At 68.6% G+C, this 25,161-nt stretch carries 24 protein-coding genes and 1 pseudogene; 9 read left to right on the plus strand and 16 right to left on the minus strand.

Features of this window, described 5'->3' with window-relative positions:
* Positions 1-52 precede the first annotated feature (52 nt).
* The 3 genes from AB0O29_RS20645 to AB0O29_RS20655 are packed head-to-tail and all read left to right on the plus strand — an operon-like array spanning position 53 to position 2,621.
* A complete protein-coding gene (locus AB0O29_RS20645; protein WP_365153369.1) occupies positions 53-799 on the plus strand; it encodes an ATP-binding cassette domain-containing protein in 747 nt (248 codons plus the stop codon).
* Positions 796-2,049 (plus strand): hypothetical protein, encoded by a 1,254-nt coding sequence (locus AB0O29_RS20650; RefSeq protein WP_365153370.1) that lies wholly within the window; start codon positions 796-798, stop codon positions 2,047-2,049. The genes AB0O29_RS20645 and AB0O29_RS20650 overlap by 4 nt, the downstream gene beginning before the upstream one ends.
* A complete protein-coding gene (locus AB0O29_RS20655) occupies positions 2,046-2,621 on the plus strand; it encodes a hypothetical protein (protein WP_365153371.1) in 576 nt (191 codons plus the stop codon). Before AB0O29_RS20650 ends, AB0O29_RS20655 begins: the two co-directional genes overlap by 4 nt.
* Before the next feature lie 92 nt (positions 2,622-2,713).
* On the opposite strand, the gene AB0O29_RS20660 is transcribed toward AB0O29_RS20655, so the two are convergent.
* Complete coding sequence (locus AB0O29_RS20660; RefSeq protein WP_365153372.1) at positions 2,714-2,884, minus strand: DUF6207 family protein; 171 nt, start codon at positions 2,882-2,884, stop codon at positions 2,714-2,716.
* Positions 2,885-2,944: 60 nt separating this feature from the next.
* Between AB0O29_RS20660 and AB0O29_RS20665 the strand changes: the two genes are divergently transcribed.
* Positions 2,945-3,178: a hypothetical protein gene (locus tag AB0O29_RS20665; protein WP_365153373.1), complete on the plus strand. Its 234-nt coding sequence runs from the start codon at positions 2,945-2,947 to the stop codon at positions 3,176-3,178.
* A gap of 5 nt (positions 3,179-3,183) precedes the next feature.
* Here AB0O29_RS20665 and AB0O29_RS20670 read toward each other — a convergent pair.
* Positions 3,184-3,642, minus strand: a pseudogene (locus AB0O29_RS20670) (transposase); the annotation flags it as partial.
* 150 nt (positions 3,643-3,792) lie between these two features.
* Between AB0O29_RS20670 and AB0O29_RS20675 the strand changes: the two are divergent.
* A complete protein-coding gene (locus AB0O29_RS20675; protein ID WP_365153374.1) occupies positions 3,793-3,966 on the plus strand; it encodes a hypothetical protein in 174 nt (57 codons plus the stop codon).
* A 15-nt stretch (positions 3,967-3,981) separates the two neighbouring features.
* Here AB0O29_RS20675 and AB0O29_RS20680 read toward each other — a convergent pair whose 3' ends face one another.
* The 8 genes from AB0O29_RS20680 to AB0O29_RS20715 all read right to left on the minus strand — a co-directional run bounded on the left by AB0O29_RS20680 (position 3,982) and on the right by AB0O29_RS20715 (position 13,477).
* A complete protein-coding gene (locus tag AB0O29_RS20680; protein WP_365153375.1) occupies positions 3,982-5,145 on the minus strand; it encodes a hypothetical protein in 1,164 nt (387 codons plus the stop codon).
* A gap of 16 nt (positions 5,146-5,161) precedes the next feature.
* A complete protein-coding gene (locus AB0O29_RS20685) occupies positions 5,162-7,216 on the minus strand; it encodes a hypothetical protein (RefSeq protein WP_365153376.1) in 2,055 nt (684 codons plus the stop codon).
* 98 nt (positions 7,217-7,314) lie between these two features.
* The gene (locus AB0O29_RS20690; protein ID WP_365153377.1) at positions 7,315-9,348 is read right to left on the minus strand and encodes a hypothetical protein; all 2,034 of its coding nucleotides are present in this window, start codon (positions 9,346-9,348) and stop codon (positions 7,315-7,317) included.
* A 31-nt stretch (positions 9,349-9,379) separates the two neighbouring features.
* Positions 9,380-10,240, minus strand: coding sequence for a thermonuclease family protein (locus AB0O29_RS20695; protein ID WP_365153378.1), 861 nt, complete (start codon positions 10,238-10,240; stop codon positions 9,380-9,382).
* Positions 10,241-10,282: 42 nt separating this feature from the next.
* A complete protein-coding gene (locus tag AB0O29_RS20700; RefSeq protein WP_365153379.1) occupies positions 10,283-11,467 on the minus strand; it encodes a hypothetical protein in 1,185 nt (394 codons plus the stop codon).
* Between the two features lie 157 nt (positions 11,468-11,624).
* Positions 11,625-11,858: a hypothetical protein gene (locus AB0O29_RS20705; RefSeq protein ID WP_365153380.1), complete on the minus strand. Its 234-nt coding sequence runs from the start codon at positions 11,856-11,858 to the stop codon at positions 11,625-11,627.
* Positions 11,859-12,228: 370 nt separating this feature from the next.
* Entirely contained in the window at positions 12,229-12,558 is a 330-nt protein-coding gene (locus tag AB0O29_RS20710; protein ID WP_365153381.1) for a hypothetical protein, read from the minus strand.
* Between the two features lie 304 nt (positions 12,559-12,862).
* Positions 12,863-13,477, minus strand: coding sequence for an aminotransferase class V-fold PLP-dependent enzyme (locus AB0O29_RS20715; protein WP_365153382.1), 615 nt, complete (start codon positions 13,475-13,477; stop codon positions 12,863-12,865).
* On the opposite strand from AB0O29_RS20715, the gene AB0O29_RS20720 reads away from it, so the two are divergent.
* Positions 13,382-13,711: a hypothetical protein gene (locus tag AB0O29_RS20720; RefSeq protein ID WP_365153401.1), complete on the plus strand. Its 330-nt coding sequence runs from the start codon at positions 13,382-13,384 to the stop codon at positions 13,709-13,711. The genes AB0O29_RS20715 and AB0O29_RS20720 overlap by 96 nt on opposite strands.
* Positions 13,712-13,737: 26 nt before the next feature.
* Here the strand turns inward: AB0O29_RS20720 and AB0O29_RS20725 are convergent, their stop codons facing one another.
* Positions 13,738-14,055 (minus strand): nucleoside triphosphate pyrophosphohydrolase, encoded by a 318-nt coding sequence (locus AB0O29_RS20725; protein ID WP_365153383.1) that lies wholly within the window; start codon positions 14,053-14,055, stop codon positions 13,738-13,740.
* Between the two features lie 866 nt (positions 14,056-14,921).
* Positions 14,922-15,551: a winged helix-turn-helix transcriptional regulator gene (locus tag AB0O29_RS20730; protein ID WP_365153384.1), complete on the minus strand. Its 630-nt coding sequence runs from the start codon at positions 15,549-15,551 to the stop codon at positions 14,922-14,924.
* A gap of 81 nt (positions 15,552-15,632) precedes the next feature.
* Between AB0O29_RS20730 and AB0O29_RS20735 the strand changes: the two genes are divergently transcribed.
* From AB0O29_RS20735 to AB0O29_RS20745, 3 genes are read left to right on the plus strand one after another with little or no spacing between them, the layout of a single operon-like run.
* Positions 15,633-16,385 (plus strand): MBL fold metallo-hydrolase, encoded by a 753-nt coding sequence (locus AB0O29_RS20735; RefSeq protein WP_365153386.1) that lies wholly within the window; start codon positions 15,633-15,635, stop codon positions 16,383-16,385.
* A gap of 23 nt (positions 16,386-16,408) precedes the next feature.
* Positions 16,409-17,053 (plus strand): NAD(P)H-binding protein, encoded by a 645-nt coding sequence (locus AB0O29_RS20740; protein WP_365153388.1) that lies wholly within the window; start codon positions 16,409-16,411, stop codon positions 17,051-17,053.
* A 3-nt stretch (positions 17,054-17,056) separates the two neighbouring features.
* Entirely contained in the window at positions 17,057-18,367 is a 1,311-nt protein-coding gene (locus tag AB0O29_RS20745) for a multidrug effflux MFS transporter (RefSeq protein ID WP_365153390.1), read from the plus strand.
* 327 nt (positions 18,368-18,694) lie between these two features.
* On the opposite strand, the gene AB0O29_RS20750 is transcribed toward AB0O29_RS20745, so the two are convergent.
* The 4 genes from AB0O29_RS20750 to AB0O29_RS20765 all read right to left on the minus strand — a co-directional run bounded on the left by AB0O29_RS20750 (position 18,695) and on the right by AB0O29_RS20765 (position 23,805).
* Complete coding sequence (locus AB0O29_RS20750; RefSeq protein WP_365153398.1) at positions 18,695-19,684, minus strand: TniB family NTP-binding protein; 990 nt, start codon at positions 19,682-19,684, stop codon at positions 18,695-18,697.
* Positions 19,685-19,785: 101 nt separating this feature from the next.
* Complete coding sequence (locus AB0O29_RS20755; RefSeq protein ID WP_365153392.1) at positions 19,786-21,939, minus strand: Mu transposase C-terminal domain-containing protein; 2,154 nt, start codon at positions 21,937-21,939, stop codon at positions 19,786-19,788.
* Entirely contained in the window at positions 21,936-22,706 is a 771-nt protein-coding gene (locus AB0O29_RS20760) for a TnsA-like heteromeric transposase endonuclease subunit (RefSeq protein WP_365153399.1), read from the minus strand. The genes AB0O29_RS20755 and AB0O29_RS20760 overlap by 4 nt, the downstream gene beginning before the upstream one ends.
* Positions 22,707-22,881: 175 nt before the next feature.
* Positions 22,882-23,805, minus strand: coding sequence for a DNA-binding protein (locus AB0O29_RS20765; RefSeq protein WP_365153394.1), 924 nt, complete (start codon positions 23,803-23,805; stop codon positions 22,882-22,884).
* Positions 23,806-25,161: the final 1,356 nt, after the last annotated feature.

Here is a 25,161-nt window from a genome sequence, read left to right on the forward strand (position 1 = left end):
CGGGAGACTCTCCCGCCCGCACAGGGTTTTACCCAGCGCACTTGAGGTCTGCATGCCCCTTCTCTACCAATACTGTACGTTTCGCTACAGTCCCCGCTCACGCCCCGTACTGAACGGGCTCGATCTGACGCTCGCTCCAGGTCATACCGTCCTCCTCGGTCCCAACGGCGCTGGGAAGAGCACACTCCTATCGCTCGGTGCCGGCGCGCTCAAGCCGGGCTCGGGGAGAGTGAGCCTCGGCCGCTTCTCCGCCAGTCGTTCCCGGGACGCGCGCGCCTACCGGCGCAAGGTCTCATGGCTACCGCAACGGCCCGGCTTCCTGTCAGGGCTGACCGCTCGCGAGCACGTGGCATACATCGGCTGGCTCAAGGGAATGAGGGAGCGTGACGCCTGGACCGCTGCCCCCGCAGCGATAGATCGCGTCGGGCTGGCCGACAAGCTGAACGAGCGAATCAAGACGCTCTCCGGCGGTCAGCAGCAGCGTGTAGCCATCGCTGGCGCCCTCGTCCACGAAGCCGAGGTACTGCTCTTGGACGAGCCCACCGTGGGCCTCGACCCGCACCAGCGCCGCCGCTTCCTCGACCTGCTGGTGTCCCTCCGCGGCACTATGCACGTCGTCGTCTCCACCCACGACATCGGCGACCTCGATCAGGCCTTCGACGAGGTGGTCGTCCTCGAGTCGGGCAGGGTGAGGTTCCAGGGTCCGGTTTCGCTGTTCGACAGTTACGCCGCGCACGACTGTGCGCCGGGTCGTCGGCTGGAGAGCGCGTACGCGTCTCTGCTGGAGGCCACGGAATGATCACCTGGGCCAACCTTCGTGCCTCGGCCGCCCCCTGGGTAGTGCTGCCCGCCCTCGTCTATTCGGGCCTGTACATCACCGGCAATCGCATCACCGTGCCGACGGCCTACGGCGTCGAGGCCGGTGAGACCGTCGCGCAGTCCTTGCCGGTCGTAGTCGGTGCCGTTGCCGCGGCCGCAGCGTGGGAGGCCGGACGGCACTGGAGACTCGGCGCGTTCCCGACCACAGCCGCACGCGGTGCGCTGCGCCAGTTCGTCTGGGCCGTCACACCCGTCCTCGTACTGCAGGCAGTGCTCCTTGTCGCTTCCTTCCTGCTGGCCACAAATACGGTCGGGACTCTGCCGAGCGGCACCGGCGGCTGGCTGGGAGTCGCCCATGCTGTTGTGCTTCCGCTCGGATGGACAGCCATCGGATGGCGGCTTGGCCATATCCTTCCCCGCAGCCTGGCCGCCCCCATCGCGGGCATCGGCGGCTGGATGTTCCTTTCATTCCCGCAGGGGATGTCGAACCCATGGCTGCGGCACCTGGGCGGATTCATCGACGGATTCTCCTCCCCGACCGACACGCGATCGCCGCTCGCGTACCTGATTCCCTGGGCGGTGCTCTGCGGTCTAGCACTCGCGTTCTGGCTTCCCGTGCTGGTACGACGACGGATTTCCGCGATCTCCTTCGGGATGGCTCTCGTGATCGCCACGATCTTGCTTGGGCGGAGCGCGGTCTCGGACTGGGGCTACTTCCGCCCCTCCGACGCGCGGGTCGTCACCCCAGCCTGTGCCGGCGAGGCACCCCGAGTGTGCCTCCCGCCCGAGTACGCCTCCTACGCGGAGGGGATCCGCAGGGACCTCACGGAGCCGCTGGCCAAGTTGCGCGCCGTCGGCGTTCCACTGCCCGGTGAACTGCTCCTGGCCTCATCGAAGGAGCCGCTGAAGCCCGGAGTCTGGCCGCTGATCTGGTCACTGCCGCTCGCCAATGGACAGAAGGACCCTGACTCCTTCCGTGCCGACCTTGCGGAATCTGCCGTCACCGGCACCGCTGTGAACGCCGGGGTCGTTCCCTGCCGCCGCCCCGGTTCCATGCCTGCGGCCTGGGCCACCCTCGTCGTCGGCGTGAACGAGGAGAACGTCCGCAGCGCGATGCCGCCCGCGGCCTGGCAGGAGATTACGAAGATCCGCACCATCCCCAAGGAGAAGCAGGTCGCGTGGTTCACCGAGGCAGCGCGGGCACAGAAACACTGCGGAGCGCGCTCGTGAAGCTGTACGTGATGTCGGTGAGGCGCTGGTGGGCCCTCGTCCCCGCAGTGCTTGCGCTCACGGTGGTCACCTGGCTGATCGGGGCCAGCCCAGTGCCCGTTCCCAGCATGCTGGGGGGCGGAGGATTGGCCCAGATCAAGCATTTCGTGCCGATGATCGTCAGCGTCGCTGCCATGTACTGCTTGGATCGGCGGATGACGGAAGCGGAGCTGACAGCAGTCGTGCCAGTCCGCAGTCTGGACCGAGCGGCCGTGTCAGCAGGCGCGGTGCTCCTACTCGCCACCACACCCGCTATTGGACTGGACGTAGCCCGCAACACCCTTCTCATCCTGGCTCTGGCCTTGGTGGTACGGCGGATCGCGAACGAGGCCACGGCCGTGGCTGCTGGACTGCTGTACATCATCGGCAATGTCATGCTCGGACAACCGCCCGACTCACTCGGACATCGCCTCGGTTCTTGGTGGGCGCTTCCCCTCTACCCGGCCCGGAGCACCGTCGCCCTTGTCATCGTTGCAGTCCTGTTTGCCGGTGCGCTCGCCTGGGGCCTTGCGCCCCGCTCGCGCACGCGCTGAAACTCATGCCAGGCGGGGCGGAGAGGATGCGGACCCGACTTGTGAATGAGCGAGCGAATGGCACTGGATGGGCGTCAGCTCAGGGTCTGTGGCTAAGGGGCTTCCCGTCCCGGGCGCAGGACGTCGGCGTAGATCCGGGCCCGGACACCGGGCTCGCCAGGGTCCCGTCGCATCGGGACGATGCCGGAGGTTGCCCAGCGTTCTTCCAGCGCGCTCATGACGGCCCGGACGGTGTCCTCGTCCCCGCCGGTGATGTCGAGCAAGACTAGTGCTGTGACCGGAAAGGTCCACCGGGTCCGATCGTGTGATGGCAGGATCGACTCGTGGATCTTTCCGAGGGCCTGGCTGGATGGACTGATTGGGACGGTGCCGCCTTCGTGGTGGGCCGTTCGCTGGGGATCTTTGAGGAGTCTGTGACGTTCACCCAGGTCAAGTCGGTGTTCTGGACGGACAACCCGTTGGGGAGCGCTCTCCACGAGGTGCTTCTTCAGCTGGTCGCCGCGGGAGTACTGGAGCGGCGGGACGAACCGGACGAGCAGTTCCTATGGTCAGGGTGATGACGTCAGGCCGCGATCGGTAGTGGTCTGCCGCCCCAGCGGATGCCTCGTTCGCTGCGGATGCGTGCTCGTTCGCGTCGTTGGGCGGCCAGGACTTCGGGGTGGCGGGCGTTCTGGTTGCGCCAGCGCAGGTAGGCGTGCAGGGCCCGGGTCTGGACGGTGTGGTTGTGATGGTTCGAGTTGGCCAGGGTGAACTGCCGTAGCGGCCCGAAGTGGGCCTCGATGGGGTTGGCCCAGGACGCGTAGGTGGGTGTGAAGCACAGCTCGACCTTGTTGCGCGCCGCCCACCTGCGGATCTTCCAGTTCAGGTGGGCGGAGAGGTTGTCGAGGATCACGTAGATCGGGGCGCCGTCCGGCCGGGCGGCTCGGATCGACCGCAGGGCAGACCAGGTGTGGTCGATGCCCTTGCGGCGCCGGTTGACGCCCCACAGCTTGTCGTCGCCGACCGAGTAGCAGCCGTGGAAGTCGTCACTTCCAACCAACACAACGAGCAACCCGGTGAACCTATGCGGTCACAGCACTAGCAAGGTCGACGACGTTCAGTTGGACGACCTGGAGGTCGACCTGGAGTCGTGGTCGGCCGCCGGACTGGAATTCCTGGAGGCCTCGATCGCGTGAAGCCCAAGGACGTGGACGAAGTGGAGGAGTTCATGGCACGGGCCGAACGCAAGGAGCGGAGGCTCGAGGACGCGGTGCGGGAGCGCGGGATGGTGCTCTCCGAGCACCCGGAGAGCAAGACGCGCCGCGTTCTCACCGCGTTGGTGAAGGCGGGCGGTGGTCGGGGCTGAGGGCTGAGGGCCGATTCAGACGGCCATCACCTTCAGGTACTTGTCGAGCTCGGTGCGGGCCGCTTCGGCGACCTCCGTCAGGCGGGCTTCGAGGGTATGTTCGACGTTGACGGTGCCCTGCACGGTTTCCGTCTGGGACACGACGAACTGGCCCGTATCCGGGTCCTCCTTGAGGGTCACCCGCGCATCGCCGAAGACCGCGGTCCACCATGCGGGGGCGGGAGGGCCTGCTTCCTGGCCGGTCTCGGTGGCGGGGACAGCGGCGATGTCGAAGAACGGGTCCTTGAGCAGGCGGAAGACCAATTCGCGGGGGTCGTCGAGGCCACTGATCCAGGCGGCGAGGGACGGGTCCAAAAGGGCCTTGGTGCCGGTCTCGGTGCATCTGACGCCGATGGCTCCGGTTATTACGGCGGATTCGTAGGCGGCTTCCGCGGCGTCACCAGCGGGCCACGCTGCTCCGGGCGGCACGGCGGCGACGAACGACTCGAGCGTTCTTTTGAGGTCGACGTCCACATGCATGGTGAGACCGGTCGGCCCGGTGGCGAACTGTTCGGTGAGTACGTTGCGGACGAGGAAGGGGGGCGCGGACGCGTCTCGGAGGCTGGTCACGACCGCTTCGGCCGCGGCGGGACTGAAGGACACCAGGAAGGAGCTGCGGGTATGCGGGTCGATGCCGCCTCCGGGGCCGCCCTGGACGGTCATGAACAGCGGGCTGGTGCCGGTGGGGGGATGCTCGATCACGCAGGAGACGGCGCTGCCGGTGATCGGCACCATGCTCAGTTCGGGTGGGGGGTCCCCTGGTTGGTGGGCGAACAGGGGGGCGATGCGGGCGGGCGGATCGGGATGGTCCTGACTCATGAGCCTGTCGACGATCTGGGCTTCGGTGCCTGCCGGCAGGGCCGCTGTGCACGAGAAGGTGCAGGAACCGCCGAGGTAGACGGGCTGGGGCCCCACGGGGCCCTGGACCATGACGGTGGCCGAGAACTCGAGGTCGGCGGTGCCGGGTTGGGATGCGACAGTCAGCCGAGGGAGCCGGAAGTAGTAACGGGTCGGGGCGCCAGCGGCGGCCAGGTCGGTGTTGAGGGCGTCGGGCCAGATGGGAACGCTGAGGTCGTTGACGTCGATCACGAGCGAATCCGGGCCGAAGATCGGCCCTGCGGGGAGAGGGCTGTCCGACATGGCGCGAGCCTCCTTGTCAGTGGATGGTCGACGAGGTGACGACGAGGATGGGCTCGTCGACGAAGTCGTGTTTGACGGAGACGGTGCGCGGGTTGGACGTGGTGGTCAAGGTCAGCGAGACCGTGCTGTCCAGACCGGTGACGGCGGAGTCCACCGGGACCGAGACGTGGACGAAGTCGACGGTGTGGGACTGACTCAGTGTGAACGAGGGCGCGGAGACACCGGGGTTGGACGTGAGGATGATGTCGACCCGGATGGTGCCGATGCCCTCCGCCGCGAAGTCCAGCCCGGCGGCGTTTACGGTGAGCGGGTGCTGCACCTCCTGCACGGTGTGGGTGTGGAAGGCGAGGAACTTCAGCATCTGGGCCTTCGGTAGCGGGACGGCCACCTCCAGCGCGCGCGATACCGCGACCTCGGTGGCCGCTCCGACGCCCGGGAGGGTGGTCGTCTGCCGGGCGGCGAGGACCAGGCCGCCGAGGGAGACGACCGGCGCCGGCTCCTGGCCTTCACGGACATCGGCGCAGCTGAGGAGCTTGAGGTCGAGCGGCCCCTGGTTGACGGCCGTGGCGCTCGGGGGCGGTCCGGGCTGCGGGGTGGTCGCCAGGTCGTCGCCGTGCGCGGTGTGGCGCATATTCAGCAGCAGCGAGGTGCGGACGGGCTGGGGGAAGACGTCGTCTAGGCGGACCGCGATGCTGCCGAAGAGGGGCGGCGGTCCGGTCGCGGCGAGCTGTTGCAGGAACAGGTTGACGGTGGTGGTGGCCGGTGTGGGCCGGTCGTCGGCGATGTCGATGCCCACTTGGACGGCGGTGGCGTCACCGTCGGCGAAGGCCGCCCGACCGGCGGGGAAGCCGTCCAGCGTGGACGGAGTACGGGAGTCCAGGCCGCCGGGGAGGGCGACGCGCAAGGTGCGGCCGATGGCTTCCGGGATGCCGGGGACGTCCGCTCGCAGGCGGGCGAGGTCGATCGGGTCGGCCATGGGGGCGACGGTGAAGGTGAAGTGGAACCGGCAGCCGCTGAAGGAGGTGGGCGACTCGTCGACGATGGAGTCGCAGGAGGCGAGGGCGCCCTGTGCGGTGATGAGGACCCCGTAGTCGGCCGGTACGGCGATCACCGTGCCGCTTACCTGCCCGAAGAAGATGCGCCGGAGTGAGGGGTACTTCGTCGCGATGTCGCCTAGCGTCGTCAGTTCGCGGTACTCCGAGCGCTGTCCCGCGAAGGTGTTGAGGTCGTTGACGTCTATGATGGGCCTGGTCATCCCCTCGGCCGTGATCGTGAACCGGCTCCGGTAGGTGTCGGTGTTGAAGTCGACCCCGATCGGAAGGGTGCGGTGGAAGCGTGCCGTCGAGGGGAAGAAGACGTATCTTCTGGTGGTGTGGGACAGGACCGGTTCAAATTCGCCGCCGGGTGTGTTGCCGGCGTCGCCGAAGACCTGGAACTGGAATCCGTGGAAGATCGAGCCATGAACGGGGAATCCGGTGTCGGGTTCATTGACGAGGGTCGTCACGTAGCCGGAATAGGTCGGTTCAAAGTCCAGCCTCAGCTTGCCGCGCCGGGTGAGGTGCGTGTAGGTGGCCTCGACCAGCGAACCGGTCAGCTCGAAGGTGGCGATAAAACCGACCTCACCGGCGATCTTCGTGGCCCCCTTCACTTGATTCTCCTTGACCGTTCCGTCGTCCTGTGTGACGGGTACGATCAGGGTGACACCCGGGTCCAGATCCGGCACCTCATTCAGGCGGGACGCGCCCTCGTCGGAGGCGAGATGCTCCGGCACCTTCGTGTCCAGTCCCAGGGTCAGGACGGCGTGGTTGAACGGACCTCCGTCCGGGGCGGGGTCACCGTTCTGGTCGGCGTCGAAAGCGAAGTCCGGGTCCTCGTCGAACACGTCGGCGAACAAGGTGAATTCCGGTAGGTACCAGAGCCTTTCGATCGTGGGCCCGACCGAGTCGGCGATGAAGTCGCTTTCCAGGCGCGGCATCACCGTGACGTCCGCGGGCAGGTCGGCTTCGGAACTGGACACCGAGTTGACGTGGTCGCCGGTGCGCCCCACCAGCCAGTCCTTCGGTTCCGCCACGAGGAATTCATCGAATGCTTGTTCCATTTCAACCATTGGTGGCTCCCCAGGAGGGGCTCCGTCCGGGGCGCGGCCCCGGGCGGCGTGTGCGGCCGTGGTCACGCGGGCACGTGTGAGGCGGCGAGGACGTATCGGTTGATGGTGTCGAGCTTGTCCGGGGGCGCTGCCGGCATCGGGACGAAGAGCTGTCGTATGTACTTGATCCGCCCCTCTGCCAGGGGTACCCGGACCTGCTGGGGGGTCGAGTAGAAGACGGTCTCGTCGGTGAAGTTGGGCCCGTTCACCTCGACGTCCAAGGTGTAGCGAAGCTCGGTCTCGTGGACGTACTTGTCGGAGTACACCTCGAACAGCGCGTTCCGCACGTTGTCCTTGGTGATCACGATCGGAGCGAAGGTGTCCTCGCCGATGGACGGCGTGATCTGGATGACGACATTGGATGGGAGTGCGAGATTCGCGACCAGGAAGCGCACGAAGACGTAGCCGACGGCGCTGGCGGTCATGACCGGGGCGTGATCGGTGGTCAGCTCCTCCAGTTCGGCCACCGCCGGATCGTGCGGAGCGATCGCCGGCGAGAGGTTCACCCGGGGGTCCTGCCCGTCGAAGATCAGTTTCCGGCGCAGTTTCACCTGGTCCGACGGCCAGCCGTCGACGGGGGTGTCCAGGCGCAGGAAGGAGATGTTGACGAAGTCCTTGACCGAGTCTGGATCCCAGATGGCGGGCCGGACCGGACCGGTGGGCTGCGTCTCGCCCGGGACGTAGTGCTGTCCACTGGCCCGCATGGCCAGGTTGACGTGACCGTCCTCCGTCGGCCTCGAGAAGTCGGGGTAGCCGGCCTCCAGCTGGACCGCCATGAGGGGGTCCTTCAGCTCCGATCCATCGGGGAGCTTTTCGCTGAAGTTGATCCTGGCGAACCCTGCGACCTGCACCTTCTTGAAGAACTCGCCGATGTCGACGATGAACAGGTACTTGTTCAGATTGGCCCGTACGGCGGGCAACAGGTCGTTCAGGTTGCCGGTGACGGTCTGGCCCACGGACACCGTCTGGTCGAGGATCAGCGTCTGGCTGAGGTGGACACCTTGGCGGGCGTGCGTGGACTTGACCGACACGGACGAGCCGCCGAACAGCTCGCTGAACCAACCGCAGTCCGCCGTCGCCTTGGAGTCGGTCTTGGCCGGGTCGAAGTCGAAGATCTCGTGCTTGACCAGGTCGATCGCGGTCTTCCTCATCGTGTCCAGACTGTCTTCCACCCACTTCTTGGTGTTGGGGTCGAGCGGCACCCCGTTGTTCATCGTCATGTGGGTGGTGATGCCGCCAGTGGTCAGGCAGTTCTGGTAGGCGAACTCCGCCTTGAGCGAGTCGATCCCGAAGAAGCCGCCGGCCGAGACGGCGGCCGAGTACGAGTCGTACACCTTGTCGACGTCGACGTTCACCTCGATCGTGACGCCGTTGATGTAGAAGCTCTCCTGCAGCACGTTCTGGACGAGGAACGGCGGTGAGGCGCCCAGCTTCAGCGCGCTCGCGATCATGCCCGCGGCCGGGAGGTTGCAGCTGATCAGGAAGGAGCAGAGGCCCTGCGCCTCGATGCTGCCCTTGCCGCTGTGCTGGGCCGTCATGAGGATCTTGTTGGCCGTGACGGCCGGGTCTTGAACCGAGCACACCACGGTGCTGTCCGTAATCGGCACGATGCCGAGCGAAGGTTCGGGGTCGTTCTGCTGGAAGTTGAAGAAGGACTGTAGCCTCTGCGGGGTTTCGTGTTCCCGTTGCTTCAATTTCTCCAGCGCACCCGTGATCACGTTGGGCGGAATGCGGAACGTGGTGGTGAAGGAGCAGAACCCGCCTCCCAGTTCGGTTCCGGCCATTTCGGCGGGCGTGACGTTCGCCTCCTCCGACATGAGGCCCTTGAACAGGGTCATCTCAAAATTGAAATCGTCCGGTGAGTCGTGCTTCTTCGCGAGGAACACCTCCGCGGGCTGGAAGTAGTATTGAGTGGGAAGGCCTGCGTTGCGCAGTTCCGGATTGTGTGCATCCGGGTACACTTGGACCTGGAATTGCTTTCCGGTCTCGTCATTGACGGTCACGACGACGAAGTTGGGACCGAACAACGGACCGACTCCCGATACGAAATTGGTCATGATCGGATCCTCCTGCCGAGGCTGTGGAATGTCAGGCCTCTTCGAAGACCAGGTCTTCGGGTTGTTGCGTCATCCTCACCATGTCGCCGTTCGTGACCTCCACGACATGCTGTAGGCCGGTGTGCCGCTCGCCGGTGGACAGGACGGAGAACCGGTCCTGAACGCCGGCCAGGAAGGCCGGGTAGCACGACAGGGGCATGGCCAGGCGCAGGTAGTCCACCGTGCGGCGGAACAGCTTGGGGAGGATCACGACGTCATCCGTGAGCGAGGGCAGGCCGGTGATCTTCGCGCCGGTCGTGGTCACGTCGCTCCCCCACAGGCCTCGCCGAGCCTCCCGTGCCTCCTTGGCCGCGGCAGCCAGTTCCGTACGGAGCGTGGTGAACAGGCTGCGGTAGAACGTCGGGTACGTCAGCCCCTGCGTGAGCATGTGGTGGTTGACCGTCGTCCGCAGCACGGCGACGTCCACGTCGATGTCCATGCCGCTGGTGCCGGGCGGAACGCCGCTTCCGGCCAGGGCCACGCAGCGGCCGTGGACATCGGCACCCCGCGTGAGGATGAAGCCGGGAACGGTTTCCGGAGTGGCGGCGGTCACGGTCTCGTCCTGTTGCCTCTGGACATCGGTGAAGCCGAGCGCCTTCAGCAACTCGTCGCGTGCGGCGTCGGTGAACTGGAGCGGCTGGTGGTCGCGGGCCGGGCCGTAGTGGGTCTCCAGCGCGTCGATCGCGTCCAGGCGCAGCGTCGCGCGCCCCATCGTATTGTGCTCGACGGCCCGCCCGCCCCCTCCACCGACGAGACTCCACTCGGCCGGGTCGTCGGCCGTGAAGTGAACCGTGTCCCCGTCCGGCTGCGTCCCCTTGATTTCGTAGAACCCCTTGATGAGCAGCATGGGCATGGCGACTCCTCAGCAGTGGGACTGTGCGTACGTTGATCTCCGCTACACGGCGTCGCGGAAATCCCGGAAGTACTGCTGGACGAACGCGTTGAACGCCGTCTGGAGGTCCTGTTCCTCATCCAGGTCGGGATCGACTCCGTCGGGATCCGGACCGAATACGGCGTCGCCGAGGCCGTCGGGACTCATTTCGCTCAGGTCCGCGGCGGCCATGAGGTTGTTCAGGTGGGTCGTCTCCAGACCGGTCTCCGTGGCATCGCCGGGGGTCAGACTCCCCGCGCTGTCCTCCAGCCCGGTGCTTGTCTGGAAGTCCGAGAGCGCGCCGGCCGTTTCGTCGGTGAAGGAGCCGTCGACGGCAATGAGCGTTCCGTCCGTGCTGGCCCGCCAGTCATTGACCAGCGCTTGGATGTACTTGACGTCCTGCGGATCGTTTCCCCCGTCGGGTCCCACCGACCCGCCCATGGGGGAATTGAAGGCGAGGAGCGCCGGGGCGAGCACTCCGCCGCCGAAGATGACGACGGCCGCAGCGGCGAGGGCGGCGAGGGCGGCGATGATCGCCGAGACGATGATCGCTTTGGCCAGCGCCTCCAGCAGTTCGCCGTCCACCTCCACGCATATCTCGTAGACGATGAGGCCCTTCGCTATCGGCTGATCCGTCGCGCGCCTGTAGTGCAGGGAGACCTTGCAGGGGATGATGCCGAGATAGTTGCGTTGATAGAACGTGATGGACCGGTCGGGATCGAAAAGTTCTCCCTTTTCATACTTGGCGAACCCGGAGTTATTCTCGGCCAGGAAGTCCATCAGTGAAAGAAACGTCTCGATCTTGGCTCTTCCCGCCCGCCTGCCGGAGTCCGAGTTGGGTTTTATCTCGTAGAACTCCATACGAGTACCCGGCTCATGGGTGATGATGTCCGGCACCGCGAACCGCTCGTCCTCGTCATCGTCATCGTCGACAGGCTTCTTCCGGGCCTCGCACGAGCTCGAGACGAACCCCTCGTCCACCACCCCCGGCTGGCGGGTGGCAAGAAAACTCGCTAGGAATCGGCAGCGTGTCGTGTCGGACTGGTCATCGAAGAAGTCCGTCCCACTGCCGCCACGTTGGTACGGGTTACACCCGCCTTTGCTGAAGCAGTATTCCAGCCTGACGACCCATTCGACGACGTGCCCGACTTTGCCGGCCGCCCAACGGGGAGCGCCGGCCACGCGAGGTGTTGTGCAGAACTTTGCCACGGGAGTCACCCCTCCGTGTGCGCATTGCCATTTCGATGCCGCGTCATGATGCCCGGCGGCGAGTGACGCGTGCTGGCACAATGGCCTGTTCTCAGCATACCTCGTTCGCCGCGGAACGCAGCCCGCGAATTTCATGGACGGATGAACAATTGGCCTGTCAACTAACGGGATTGGAGGTTTCGACCGAGGCCAGCGCCGCGGACGCGATGCCGGCCAGCGTGAGCGCGAGGGCCCGGTCGGAATCGCGCAGGTTTCGATTCCACGGCTCACGGTACTGGTCCTTGACGTCGAGGCGACGTCGCTTCCGCTGCTCGCTGGGCTGTCGCGCGCCGAACACGACAAGGCCGAGCCGCTCTTCGACGAGGTACTGGCCGAGCCGGACTGACCACAAGCCTTCCCGCCGATGACACCGGCATCCCCTGGGAGGCGGCACGCTGGGAGCTCGTGCACTGGTGGCTCCGGCTGATCGCCAACGGGAGTCTGGAACCCGGGGCCGGCGGTGACGTGAGCACGTACGAGGGCTGGGGCGCACTGGCCCGGCCCCCGTCGCTTCGGCCGCTGGCCGACCAGGTGGATACGTACAACAGCTGGGGGGGCGATCCAGCACGGCACACGCGATCGGCTGTCCCGAGCGATCGTCGAAGGGCCTGTCGTACGCGGATGAACGCGGCGTTCCCGCCCGCAGATCCGGGCCCGGCAGCTACGCGAGCACGCGTTCCGGCTGGGGTTGCTTCGGTTTGGCGGACATCCGAGATCCGGGCTCATGCCCGGGGAGGGATGTCCATGATGGAGAACGTGCCGAAGAGGAAGCCGCGACCGAGGCGGCAGTTCACAGCGGATTTCAAGGCCGAGATCGTGCATCTGTGTCTGCGTGGGGCCCGGTCGCCGGAGCGGGCGAGCATGAGCCCCTGATGTAGTTGGAGGCGGGTGGCGAAGCGGGGCAGGCTCGGGGAGAGTTCGGCCGGCGCGTGGTCCTGGGCGTCGGTGGCGGCGTGTTCTTCGCCGAGGCGGGCCAGGAGCAGGGACCGGAAGGCGTTGAGGTGCCACCAGGGGACGGCGTAGTCGGAGGTCTGCTCGTACGACTCCGCCATGTCGAAGCCAGGCGGCCTTGGCTTCGGGGCTCGGGCGGGGCTGTGCCAGCGGAGTTCCGCGAGCCCTGCGCAACCCCCGCCGCCCCGGCCCCGAAGCCTGTTGCCGCCCCGGTGGTCGCCGAGGAGGCGGGCCATTGCGTCTACTGCATTACCGCCGCCGAGTTCTCGGCCCGCTGCCACCGGGCCGCTCTCGAAGGCCGGTGGAAGTCCTGCATGAACTCTGTGAAGTCGATCACCAGCAGGACGGTACTCGTGGCCGCTCTTGGCAGAGTTGCCGGTCCGACTCGGTCGGCCGCCTGATGGCCTACGCCGCAGCGGTGACGGCTGCTCGCGCCCTGGCGGCTGCCTGCGCGATCAGGTCTGCGGCATGTTTGACCTCGGCGGGGGTGGTGGTCCGTCCGATTCCGAGGCGGAGGGTTCGGCGTGCCTGCGTGTGGTCGAGTCCGATGGCGGTGAGGACGTGGGAGGGGGCGCTGGTGCCGGTGTCGCAGGCGGATCCGGTGGAGGCGGCGATGTCGGGGAGGTGGTCGAGGATGTCTGCGGCTTCGACGTCCGGGAGGGTGATGCTGAGGGTGCCGGGGAGTCGCCGGGTTGGGTGGCCGTTGACGCTGGAGCCGGGGATCGCGGCGAGGAGCTGGTCCTGGAGGCGGTCGCGAAGGGCACGTATCTGGGTGGGGGCCGGGACGGTGTCGCTGGTGATGAGGTGGGCGGCGGCTCCGAAGCCGACGATCCCCGGCACGTTGAGGGTGCCTGCTCGAAGTCCGCGTTCCTGCCCGCCTCCGGTCTGCTGGGCGGTGAGGAGGGTTCCGCCGCGGACGTACTGGTGACCCAGATGTTCGTCCTCAACGTGCTGCCCGACCCGGGAGCGCGGATCCGCGCGCTGCAGGACGCGGCCATGTTCGTACGCCCCGGGGGGCACGTCGTGGTCGTCACCCGTTGCCCCGAGGAGATCACGAAGGCCGCCGCCGTCGGCAACTGGACGGCCCACCATGACGGCTACTGGTCAAGCGAGGGGAAGGGGACCTTCCAGCGCGGCATCAGTGCGGCGGAGACCACTGCGCTCGCCCGTCATGCGGGCCTCACCCCTGTGATGGGGGCCGGGCTTCCCCTGCCGGGGGTGAGCCACATCGTGCTGGTCAAGCCCGAGCTGTAGCGGCGCTGCGGGAGCGGCGCCGCAGGTCAACGGTTGCCGGTCCAGACAATGCGCTCCGAGAATCCGCCCCGCTGCTCGGCCTTGGACGCCCGGATCTTCTCCAGCTGGGCAGAGTCGACGCCGAGGTCCGCCGCGAGGGCGAAGGCGACCTCGAGGACGTCCGCGAGCTCCTCGGGGGCGTCGGTCTCGTCCGCCTCCATGTACTCCGCCACCTCCTCGGCCAGCTTCACGCGGAGCCTCTCCCGGTACTCGGCCGGTTCGGCCACGTAGACCTCCGGCTCGGCTCCGTCTGCGCGGATGATCTGAGGGATTCGGTCCCGTACCAGCTTGCCCGTGGTGAGCACGTACTCTCCTGCACCAGTTCGTCCTTGGCCGGTCACGCGGCCGGCCCCGTGTTGTTCGAGCGTAGAGATGACGCCTTATCCGGCGCCATCAGAACCAGGAATCCCACCCGAAGTGGTCAGTCCTCCGGATCCGTGTGCGCGCTCGTGAGGAGCACCGTGCCCAGGACTGACTCCCCATAGGGCGAACATCTCCGTGGTCGGCTCGCTGGCCCCCGGGCAGGGCAGGGCGGTGACGGGGACGACGATCCGCTCGACGACGACGTCGTCGAGTAGCTCGGCCATCCGCGGCTCGGCGTCGGCGGACCCGCGGGCGGCTTGGACGTTCCCGGTCTGGCCGGCGCGAAGGTAGCTGAACGCGTTGATTTGCCGGGTGCGGGGTCATCGGGGCGCGCGGCGGGGTGGTGGTGTCGGGTATGACGGCTCCTCATGTACGGGCCGCCGCGCGGATCGCGACGGCCTCAGGACCCGAGACTCGGGGAGCGGCCCTGTGGACAGGGTCCGCGCGCCGGTGGTGACCACCCGCCCCCTGCGACCGGGATTTTTGCTTGGTGGATGAGTGCAGTGGTTGGCGGATCTTGCTTTCGTGACTGTCGTCTGCCCTCGGGAGGTGAGCGGAGTGCCGGGGTGGAGCCAGAGCGGATCGATGCCGATGTGTCGGCAGGTGCGTAGCACGGCCTGGGTCAGGGCACGGTCGGTGGCTTCGGGTTCGGGGGTTCTTGGGGTCGGCGAAGAAGCGGCGCCAGCCGCCGTTTTCGGGACGCGCGGTGGTGGGTGAGGTGGGTGGCGGTGATGTCGGGCGCGTCGTTTTTGAGACCGGCGCAGACTCGGTAGGGCTTGAGATCGCGGGCCCGCGTGCGGCCGGTCGGTCAGCGGGGCAGGATGCGCATCACTGCCTCGCGTTCGCCGCTGAGTTGCAGGCCCTGCTGTACTGCGGCGCTCAGGTCGAGGTCGCCGAGCAGGGTGGCGGCCAGTAGGTGCGGTGGTCCGGTCAGTGACGCGGTGGGGTGGTCGACCCGGCCGGCGTGGGTGTGCACCGAGCCGTCCTTGACTTCGATGACCAGGTCTTCGTTGCCGTCGGCGTGCAGTTGCAGGGCGATTGCCGGCTGGTCGGGGTGGTGGTCGGTCAGTGCCCGGGCGGGCATGTCCAGCCAGTGGGTGCGGAAGGTGTCGCTGCCGCCCGGCTCACGCAACAGCGGCATGCCCCACCGGCTGAGTTCCCGCAGCACCGGCTCGAGCTCGCGGCCGCGCTCGGTGAGGGAGAACAGGGCGGTGGCCACCGGCGGCGGGGCGGCCTCGCGGTGGATCAGGCCGGCTTCCTCGAGTTCGCGGAGCCGGTCGACCAGCAGGTTGCTGGCGATCCCGGGCAGCCCGTTGCGCAGGTCGGTGTGCCGGCAAGGCCCCAGGGCGAACAGTTCACGGACGATCAGCAGGGTCCATCGGTCGCCGACGGTGTCCAGTGTTTTCGCGATGCCGCAGTACTGCCCATAGGTGCGCATGCCACCACCCTACATCGGGGTGTTGAGATTCAAAACTCGCTTGTTGACTTTCTCAACAACCTCGGTTTAGCGTCGCTGCCCATGACCCCCACCCTTTCCGTGCGTCGGCTGGCCTGGGCCGGCGTCGAGATCCGTCTCGGCGACACCCGCCTGCTGATCGACCCGCTCGAGAACGTCGCTCCACTGGCACCGGTGATGGGGCCGCCGCACCGGCCGGTCGACCCGGTCGATACCCCGCCCGGCACCCACGCCCTCATCACCCACCTGCACCCCGACCACTACGACCACGACCTGATCGCCCGGATCGCGGCCACCGGCACGATCGGCTGCCACACCCCCAGCGCGGCGGCGCTGCGCGAGGCGGGCATCACCCCCGTCACCCAGGACCTGGGCCGCTCCCGCCGCATCGGAGAGCTGACCGTCACCCCGGTGACCTCGCTGGACTGGCGCGGCAACGACTGTGACCAGGTCGCCTGGGTCGTCGAAGGCTCCGGCCGGCGGGTCATCCACTGCGGCGACACCCAGTGGCACGGCAGCTGGTGGCAGATCGCCCGCGACCACGGCCCGTTCGACGTCGCGTTCGTCCCGGTCAACGGCGTCATCGCCCACTTCGAGGGCTACGCGGCCAACGTCCCGGCGACCATGACCCCCGAGCAGGGCGTCGAGGCCGCCGTCGCACTCGGCGCCGGCACCGTCTGCGCCATGCACTACGGCCTGTTCCACAACCCGCCGTTCTACACCGAACAACCCGACATCGAGCAGCGCTTCCAGCACGCCGCCGACGAGCGCGGCATCACCGCGGCCCTCGTCGCCGACGGCCAGAGCGTCCTGTGACCATCAGAAACAAGGAGCAACACATGAAGATCGTCCTGTTCGGTGCCAGCGGCAACATCGGCCGGCCCGCCACCGAGGAACTACTGCGTCGCGGCCACACCGTCACCGCGGTCACCCGAGCCGGCCACATCGACGGACCGGGGCACAAGGCCCTGACCGTGACCACCGGTGACGTCACAGACGCCGCCGCGGTCGCCGGCCTCGCCGCCTCCCACGACGCCGTACTGTCGGCCGTCGGCCCCCGGATCGGCCAGGAGAACGACCGCGCCACGATCGTCGGCGCCGCCCGTGCGCTGATCGACGGACTCCGCCGAGCCGGTGTCACCCGCCTGGTCACCATCGGCGGTGCCGGCAGCCTACGCACGCCGACCGGCACCCGGGTCATGGACGACCCGGACTTCCCCGCGATGTGGAAGGCCAACGCCCAGGCCCAGTCCGAGGCACTCGACCTCTACCGCGGCGTGCACGACCTCGACTGGACGTACGTATCGCCCGCCGCGGTCATCGAAGCGGGCGAGCGGACCGGGACCTACCGCAGCGCCGCGGACACCCTGCTCACCGACGACGACGGCAACAGCCGCATCTCGTACGCCGACTACGCGATCGCCCTGGCCGACACGATCGAGAGCGGCACCGCGATCCGCCGCCGCATCACCGTGGCGTACTGAGCCATGAGCAACGACGCCGCCGGCCCGCAAACCCGATTCATCGTCCTGCTCGCAGCGCTTGCGGCCCTGGGACCACTGTCCATCGACGGCTACCTGCCCGCACTGCCGGACCTCGCCGGCGACCTGCGCACCAGCGCCGCGGCCACCCAGCTCACCATCACCGCCTGCCTGGCCGGGCTGGCCATCGGGCAGCTGATCGCCGGGCCGCTGAGCGACACCTACGGCCGGCGGCGTCCGTTGCTGGCGGGCCTCGCCCTCTACACGATCGCCAGCGCGCTCTGCGCGGTGGCGCCCGACATCCGTACCTTCGTCGGCCTACGCCTGGTCCAGGGCATCGGCGGGGCCTTCGGCATCGTCATCGCCAACGCCATGGTCCGCGACCGCTCCTCCGGAACCCGCACCGCACGTCTCTTCTCCCTACTGACCTTGATCACCGGCCTGGCACCGGTGTTCGCGCCGGTCCTCGGCGGCCAGCTACTGCGCGCCACGGCCTGGCCGGGGATCTTCGTGGGCCTGGCCGTACTCGGCGCCGTGATGCTGGCAGCCTCCGCCGCAGCACTGCCCGAGACCCGGTCCTCCGCGTCACGCCAGCCGCTGCCGGCCGTCGTCGGGCAGCTGCTCGGCGACCGGGTCTTCACCGGGTACGTCCTGGCCAACGGCCTGGTCTTCGCGGCGATGTTCGCCTACATCTCCGGCTCGCCGTTCGTCCTGCAGGAAATCCACGGCCTGTCACCGCAGCAGTACAGCGCCGTGTTCGCCGTCAACGCCGCCGGACTCATCGCGGCCGCCCAGATCAGCGGCAGGCTGGTGGCCCGGGCCGGCGCCCGCGGGCTGCTGCTCGCCGGGCTGCTGGGCGCGACAGCCGGTGGCACCACGGTCCTGGGCGCGGTGCTGACACGGGCACCCCTGCCCGCGCTCCTGACCGGCCTGTTCGTCCTGGTCTCCAGCGTGGGCCTCGTCATGCCGAACGCCGCGGCCCAGGCCCTGGCCGACCACGGCGGACACGCCGGGTCGGCTGCCGCTCTGCTCGGCTTCAGCCAGTTCATGTTCGGCGGGGCACTTGCTCCGCTGGCCGGCGCGGGTGGCGCCGCCGAAGCCTTGCCGATGGGAATCATCGTCGCCGTGCTGCCGGCGCTCGCTCTGCTCACACTCGCCGTCCTCACCCGGTCGACGTCCGCTGAGCGCACTCGCAGGTCGGCTCGCCAAGAACCCGCCGGGCACCGGAGACCGCGTCGGCACATCGAGCGCAGACGAGCCGGCATCCAGAGAATCGGGCCAGCGTCTGGCGAACAGGGTGATTCGCGATCAGCGTGACAGACGCACCGCTTGTGAGAGACGCCTAGCCGGCCGTCGCTCAGCGTACTGATCACCGTCCTCACCCGCGGTATCACCTCCACCTACCAGCTGGGGGCCGCGGCCCCGCCCGGGACCGCGTTTGTCGCTGAGGGGGAGGGCGGTTGGGGTGTCAGGGGGTTGGTGAGCTGGGGTGTTGCAGGTTGGGTTGAGAACGGGGTGTGTCGGGTGGGAGTGGTTTGACCTGGGGTTCTTTCAGGTTGGTTGAGAGTTTTGCTGGTGTTGCAGATGGTGTCTGGGTCTAAAGGACCGAGGCACCATTTCGTGTTTCCTGGGTGTTTGTGCAGGTCAGCGCGGTGTTTGGTGGGTGGGGGTGCGGGTTCGGGGCTGGTGTGTGGTTTCGGCGTGGTGGTCGAGGTGGATCGCGTCGAGTGTGGTTTTGGTGATGCGTTCGGTGCCGTCATGGATGGCGGTGATGGCGGCTTGTCGGATGAGTCTGGTGAGGCTTCCGATGCGGCCGGCGGTGCGCTGGTGGAGGTAGGTGGCGTGGCGGGGGAGGGTTCCGGGCCGGTGTCGTTCAAGGTCGAGGGCGTTTTCGAGGTCGGTGACGGTGTCGGTGAAGGGGTGCCGGTTGCCGAGGCGGGCGGGGAGGGGTCCGCACTCGATGAGTGATGCCCTGCCGGCCAGCTGGGCACCGCGGACACCGGTGAACAGGGGCGTTTGGGTGACGTCGATGCCGGCGTAGACGAATGTCGCCGCGATGCGTTCGGTGAGGTCTTTGATGAGGTCGGCGGTTTCGGCGCCGGTGGTGGTGCGGGGGTTGACGCGGTGGATCTCGTCGATGAGGACGAGGCGGATGCCGGCCTGGTTGTAGGTGTGGCAGACGCTTTCGGTGATCTGGGTCTGGGTCATCCGGGTTGTGATCGGGATGCCGAGGTAGCGGGCGAATTCCGCCGCCAGTGTCTTGGCGGTCGCGCCGGGCGGGACGAGGACGTACACGATGGGGACTGGGGCGTGCGACGGTTTGCCGGGTGGGGGTGCGGTGCGGGTGTGGGCGAGGTGGCAGGTGCGTCCGACGTGGAGGAGGGCTGTGGTCTTTCCGGAGGCGGCGGGCCCGGTGACGATGAGCGAGGGCCGGGCGGTGGTCTGCTGATGGCGGCCGAGGATCATCAGGGTGCGGACGCTGGTGGCGAGGGTGTCGATGGCTGGGGTGCGGACGGTGACGAACGCGGAGTGGTAGGCCAGGCGCTCCTCAATGCTGCGTGGCGGGTCGTCGGGCCTGGGCGGTATCGGGGGCGGGGTGTGGACGAACTGCTGCCAGCCCTGCCACGTGGTGATCGGCCAGGACCGCTGAGGCCACTGGTCGTCTTCCGGCTGTGCCGGGTCCGCGGTTTGGCGGACGCCGGAGGCTCGGGTCCCAGGGCTTGCCGGGGTGTTGTTCACCATGTGAGTGCTTCCGCGTGTGCGTCGTAGAGCCCGAGTCCGGTGTACGGGCGGGCAGGGGAGCCGGTCTCGCCTGCAGGCTCGTCTTCGGCTTCGGCGTCGTATGGCCTGTCGGGGGTGTCGTCCAGGTCGTCGAGGCTGTCGGCTTCGGTGCCTGTCGGGCCGGTGGCGGACTCTTCGCCTGTGTGCCCGGAGCGGGCCGGCGCGGACGCCGGGAGGGGCCGTGGTCTGGTGCTGCGGGCCAGGAGGCGGTGTTCGGTGCGTGTGGCGTTGCCGTCGTGTGCTCGGCGCATGAGTTGGTCGAGGGCGTCGGCGAGGTCGGCTTCGTGTTGGTCGGGGTCGGGGTGGCGGATGGCTTGTGCGCGGACGTGCTGCCAGGTGCGTTCGTTGAACGGGTGGTGGGCGTGGTCGCGGTGGATCCAGGGGACCTCGGCCAAGGTTCCGTCGGTCAGGCGTAGCCAGATCTGGCGGGCGTCGTGGGGGTTGTGGTGGACCTCCCACTTTCCGCCGCGCGCGGTGTTGGGGGAGGGCTGGCCGCGGTGGGGGGCGAGGAGGTCGTGGTCGTAGGTGCGGTGATGCAGGCGGATGCCGCGTTCGGTGATGGCGCTCCAGCGCACCGGCAGCAGCTCCAGATAGTCCTGCCCAGTGAGTGGCAGGGGGACGTGCCCAGCGACGGAGATGAGGGCGGCCCACATCTGGTTCGGCGTGAGCGCGGCCTTCGGCAGGACCGGGTGGCGCAGGCCTTCGTGGGGGCGGTGGTGGTAGTGGACGAGCCATTCGTCGAGGAGGTCTTGGAGCTGGGGGACGGTGTAGCGGGCCTCAAGGTGGGTGTCGGGGCCGCGCTGGGTGATGTCGGGCCCGGTGTATCCGGGCAGGTGCTGGCAGAAGAGAGTGTTGATGGTGCCGAAGGTCCGCTCGACGATGCCTTTGGCGGTCGGCGCGTACGGCGGGGCGGCCTGGACGCTGATGCCGAGGGTTTCGCACGCGGCGGTGAACGCCTTCGACAGGTAGACGCTGCCGCGGTCGGTGACGATCGTCTCCGGTACGACGGCCGGCCGCGCGGCCGCGCCGTCCAGCCGTTCGTCCAGAGTCAGCAGCCGCTGGTGCGGGAGCAGCGAGCTGTGCGCGAACCGTAGGGCGTCGGGCCAGGTGGGCTGGGCCGGGTAGGGGACGGCCATCTCCGCCAGGAGCAGGGCGGCGTCGACGGCCTGGGTGCTGGAGGGGCAGAGCACGGCGGCGAGGATCGCGCGGGTGGCGACGTCGACGGCGATGGTGAGCTCCGGCCTGCCCACGGCGCCGTCGTCGAAGACGGCCAGGACGTCCAGGCGGGTGGTGTCGATCTGGACCTGTTCGCCGGGCCGCAGCGCCACGGTCGGGGTGAAGCCGCGCCCATCGCTGGTGATCGGCGGGTTGCGCACGGGCCGGCCCGGGAGGTCGGTGGGGTGGGCGAGCTGGTGGACGAGCCGGTAGAGGGTGGCCTGCGACGGTGCGGGCACGACGCCGGGACCATACCGGTCTTCGAGGATCTGCAGGACGAGGGGGAACAGGGCGTTCATGGTGCCCCTGGACCGGCGCCGCTGCCGACGCAGCGCTTCCTTCACCGCATCCGCGACCCGTTCGTCTTGCCGGCCTGCGGGGCCGGGTCCGCGGGTGGTGCGGTGGTCGAGCAGCCCCCACAAGCCCTGCTTTCGGTAGGCGAGACGCATGCGCTGCACTGTCGTGCGGGACACCTTGGCGAAGCCCAGCGCGGTGAGTTCGGCGGCCTTGGCCCGCTCCCGCTCGGCCAGCGTCCATCGGTCGGGGTCGTACTCCTCCCGGACCCTTTCGCCGCTGTCCGGGCCGCCGGGCCGCCCGCACTCGACTTCGCGGATGTGCTGCTGCCAGGCCAGAGCCCTCTCCCGCGCCGCGGCGGGCGCCGTCTCGAACAGCCCCCACTGCGGCACCGGCCGCCCCAGCTCAGTCTGCGCCCCCGCCAGCTTGAAGCCAGGATCGGCGAACAGGTGACCGGTGAGGACCACCGCACTGCTCCCGTCGTCCTGAGCCAGATGCACGCACTGCCCCGCCAGCGCGACGACCTGCCACCGCGCACCGCCGAAGTGGACGTACGAGCCGACCGCTACAACAGGCCGTCCGCTCCGCGGCCCCGTCACGGCACCTCCTTGAGGCCGCTGGCCATGTCGTGCGGGCTTGCGGCTCTGACGGCTTCGGCAGGCGAAAGGACGCCCGGCTCGACCAGGACCCGTTCGTGTAGCGGCCGCTCCAGCGGGACGCTCAGGTGCCCGTGCCACAGTGCGTGGAAGGCGGCGGGGAGGACCTCGATCGGGTCGCCGACGGCTTGGACGCCGTCGATCAGCGGCCGCGGGCGTGCGAAGGCCGCGAGGACGGCGGCGGTGAGGTCAGGGCGGATTTGGTTGCGGGGGTGGCGGTAGCCGGCCAGCCACCGCAGGTTGGCCGCCAGTACCGCATCGAGCGGTTCCAGGCGCTGGTAGCTCCACCCGACCTGCTCGCAGGCCCGCTCCATCATCATGGCGGCCGCCAGGGCCCGTTCCCCGCCCGCGCCGTTGTGGCTGGGGCAGTCGGCGAGCAGTGCGGTCCCGTCCGTACGCCGCGCGAACAGCTGCGGAGTCCATGACCGTGCCCGCCGCTGTTCGTCGTGCCACAGCAGGCGCAGGGGCCGCCCGGCCAGGCCGACGATGTCCGGGTCGCGGTCCAGGACCATCAGTTGCGCGCGCATCGCGTTCGACCCTGAGGCGACATGCCGACCGGTGGTCGCCGACCACCACAGCCCCGGCCCCCACCGTCTGCCGGGCATCACAGGGAACGCCGAGACCGGCTCCAGGTGCTCGAACGCGACGGTCACCGCCGTGTCCACCCACCGCTGCCGTACTGCCTGTCCGCCGAACTCGGAGAAGGCCACCTCGAACCCGAACCCCTCGCCCACGCGCTGCTCGGTACCGTCGGCCTCTGACGTGCTGCTCACATGGTTGAGTCAACAGCCCCCGCCAACATCCGTGCCCGGTTTGCGCATTCTGCTCGTGTGCGAGTGCCGGATGCAGTACTGCGCCCGCTACGCCCGCTTCTGGACCGCCCCGCTACTCCTCGCCCTCGTCCTCGTCCTTGGGGAGGGAGTCGGCGATTCCTGCCCATTGCTCGACGTCGTGGAGTGCGACGCCGGCGGTCACCGCTGCGAGGGCCGCTTCCCGCAGGGCCTGGTCGAGCAGGCCGATGGAGTGGCTGAGCTGCTGCAGCAGCAGGCGGGCGGCGTCGGCGGTGCGCCCCTGGTGCGCGCCGCGCAGCTGGAGCAGTTCTTCCTCGGCGGCCTCGATGAGGCTGGTGATGAACATGCGTTGCTCGGGTGGCACGGTGGAGCGCCAGTTCGTGCCGGAGCCGCCCGCGGTCTTCTCCCGACTCTGCTCACGGAGCAGGGCGGCCATGGTAGGCGGCTGCTGATCGGCCCTGACCCGCCACGGACCGGCGTCGTAGGGGTCAACCCGCGTGTGCCATCGCCAGCGGATGACCGCGGCCTTCCACGTGATCAGCGGGCCACCGTCCGTCGCGACCAGCGGCCCGAGCCAGGGGCGTCCAACCTGCTCGCCAAGATGGCGGTCGAACCGACTTTCCCCAGGGAGCGGGCGGGGGAGTCCCGCTCTCCCGCTGTCGGTCCACGCCAGTTCCTCGGCGGCCGGGTCCAGCAGGACGTCGGCCAAGGCGACGATCTCGGGGAAGACCACCGCATCGCGCGCGATGGCCCGCCAACGGTCAACATCCCCACGAGCCCCACGGCCCGCGACCAGCTCCAGACGCCGCGGCCAGATCCATTCCTGCTCCCAGTGAAGGGAGTGCTCCCACCACCGGCACACGACCGCCCGAGCCAGGCCGAACACCTCGGCCGGCTCCACCCCGGCCCGCCGCGCCCGGCGGAACACCCCACTCCACCGCCGCTGCACCCCGACGATTTCTGGGACCCTGCGCAGGTCGAGGCTCTCCAGCGTCTGATCGGCGTCGGCGTCGAGCAACCAGCGACTGTGCCGCCCGCAGACCCGCTCCCAGCGTTCGGCGTAACGAACCGAGCGATGCGGCTGCCCGGTGCGCCGTGCCGTACACAGCCGACAGGCGAACGCCACCGGCCCGATGACTGCACCACCGACGCGCCAGAGGGCCTGTGGGGCGTCTACCGCTTCCTGTGCGGAGAGTCCGTCCTCGTTGCTGTCCCAGGACGGCAGCGCATGCCTGAGCGTCTCCTGGTCGACTTTGCAGAGTCTTGCCAACACAGCCTGGCCCACCGGACTGAGCAGGACTTCCGCGTCCGCGCGGAGCGCGCCGCCAGGGTGCCGGGGCTGGTGGTTCTTCCACCGCCAGTGGCCGAGTAGGCAGCCGGGGTCCTGGCCGTAACGGGCTGCGAGCCGGCACATCAAGGACCAGGTCGTTTCTCCACTCAGCGGACCCACACGGCAGATCCCTGCTGGAGATCGGTCAGACTCAGGCATGGCTGACCACACCTTTTGGCTGCCCACGAGACTCCGACAACCCCTCGCTCCCTTCCCCCGGACCAGTGGCTCATCGGGCAAGCCGCCCTTCCGCCTCAGTGAAACTGCTCGGGCCATCCGGGAGATGAGCGGAGAGACCGAGCCACACGACGGGGTGGAGTACCCGCCGACCGGTAGCAGCACATCTCCCGCCCCTGCTACCGTCCACGAGCCTGCAGCACCTCAGCCCGGCGGCCGCGAGCTCCAGCCCCACCGGCCATCACCCTCAGGTGAGAGCAACAGGCCGCCTACGAAGGCTGGTTGGCCATCGACCCCATGTCACCGAGCTCACTGGATCCACTCGGCAAGTCAGGCCCCAGCACGAGATACCCTCTAGTCCAGTTTCAATCTGGACGCCAGAATGAAGCATCAGGGTCAGCTGACCTCACCGTGACCCACCGCTGAGCCCGGCCCAGCCTGCGCGTCACCCGACTGACAGCAATCCTCATACGGATGGCGGTGGACCTCGCAGATCGGCTACCACACCAGCAGAGCCCCGGCCCCAGGACTTCGCAGGCCAGGAAGACCCAAACCCGGCCCCTCTGCTGCCAGCCGCCCGCGGAGCGGGCTGGTACTGGAGGCGGAGCCGGAAGGACCCGGGTGGGGAAGCGAAGCGGACCCGCCCAACGGGCCGCAGGCCCGGACCCCGTGAAACGGGGTCACTCAGGCCTGCGAAGCAGGCCGTTCGGGGTGGAGCGCAGCGGAACCCCGAACCAGTCCGGAGCGAAGCGCAGGACTCCGGCCCGAAGGGCCGGCTCTGGCTCGGCGAAGCCGAGCCCCGTCGAGCGCAGCGAGACGGTTCGTTGGCACAGCGCGCAGCGCTGTGGAACCCGCGGAGCGGGTTCC

Origin of the sequence: Streptomyces sp. NPDC089915 (assembly GCF_040684675.1) — a bacterium.
Classification (GTDB): Bacteria; Actinomycetota; Actinomycetes; order Streptomycetales; family Streptomycetaceae; genus Streptomyces.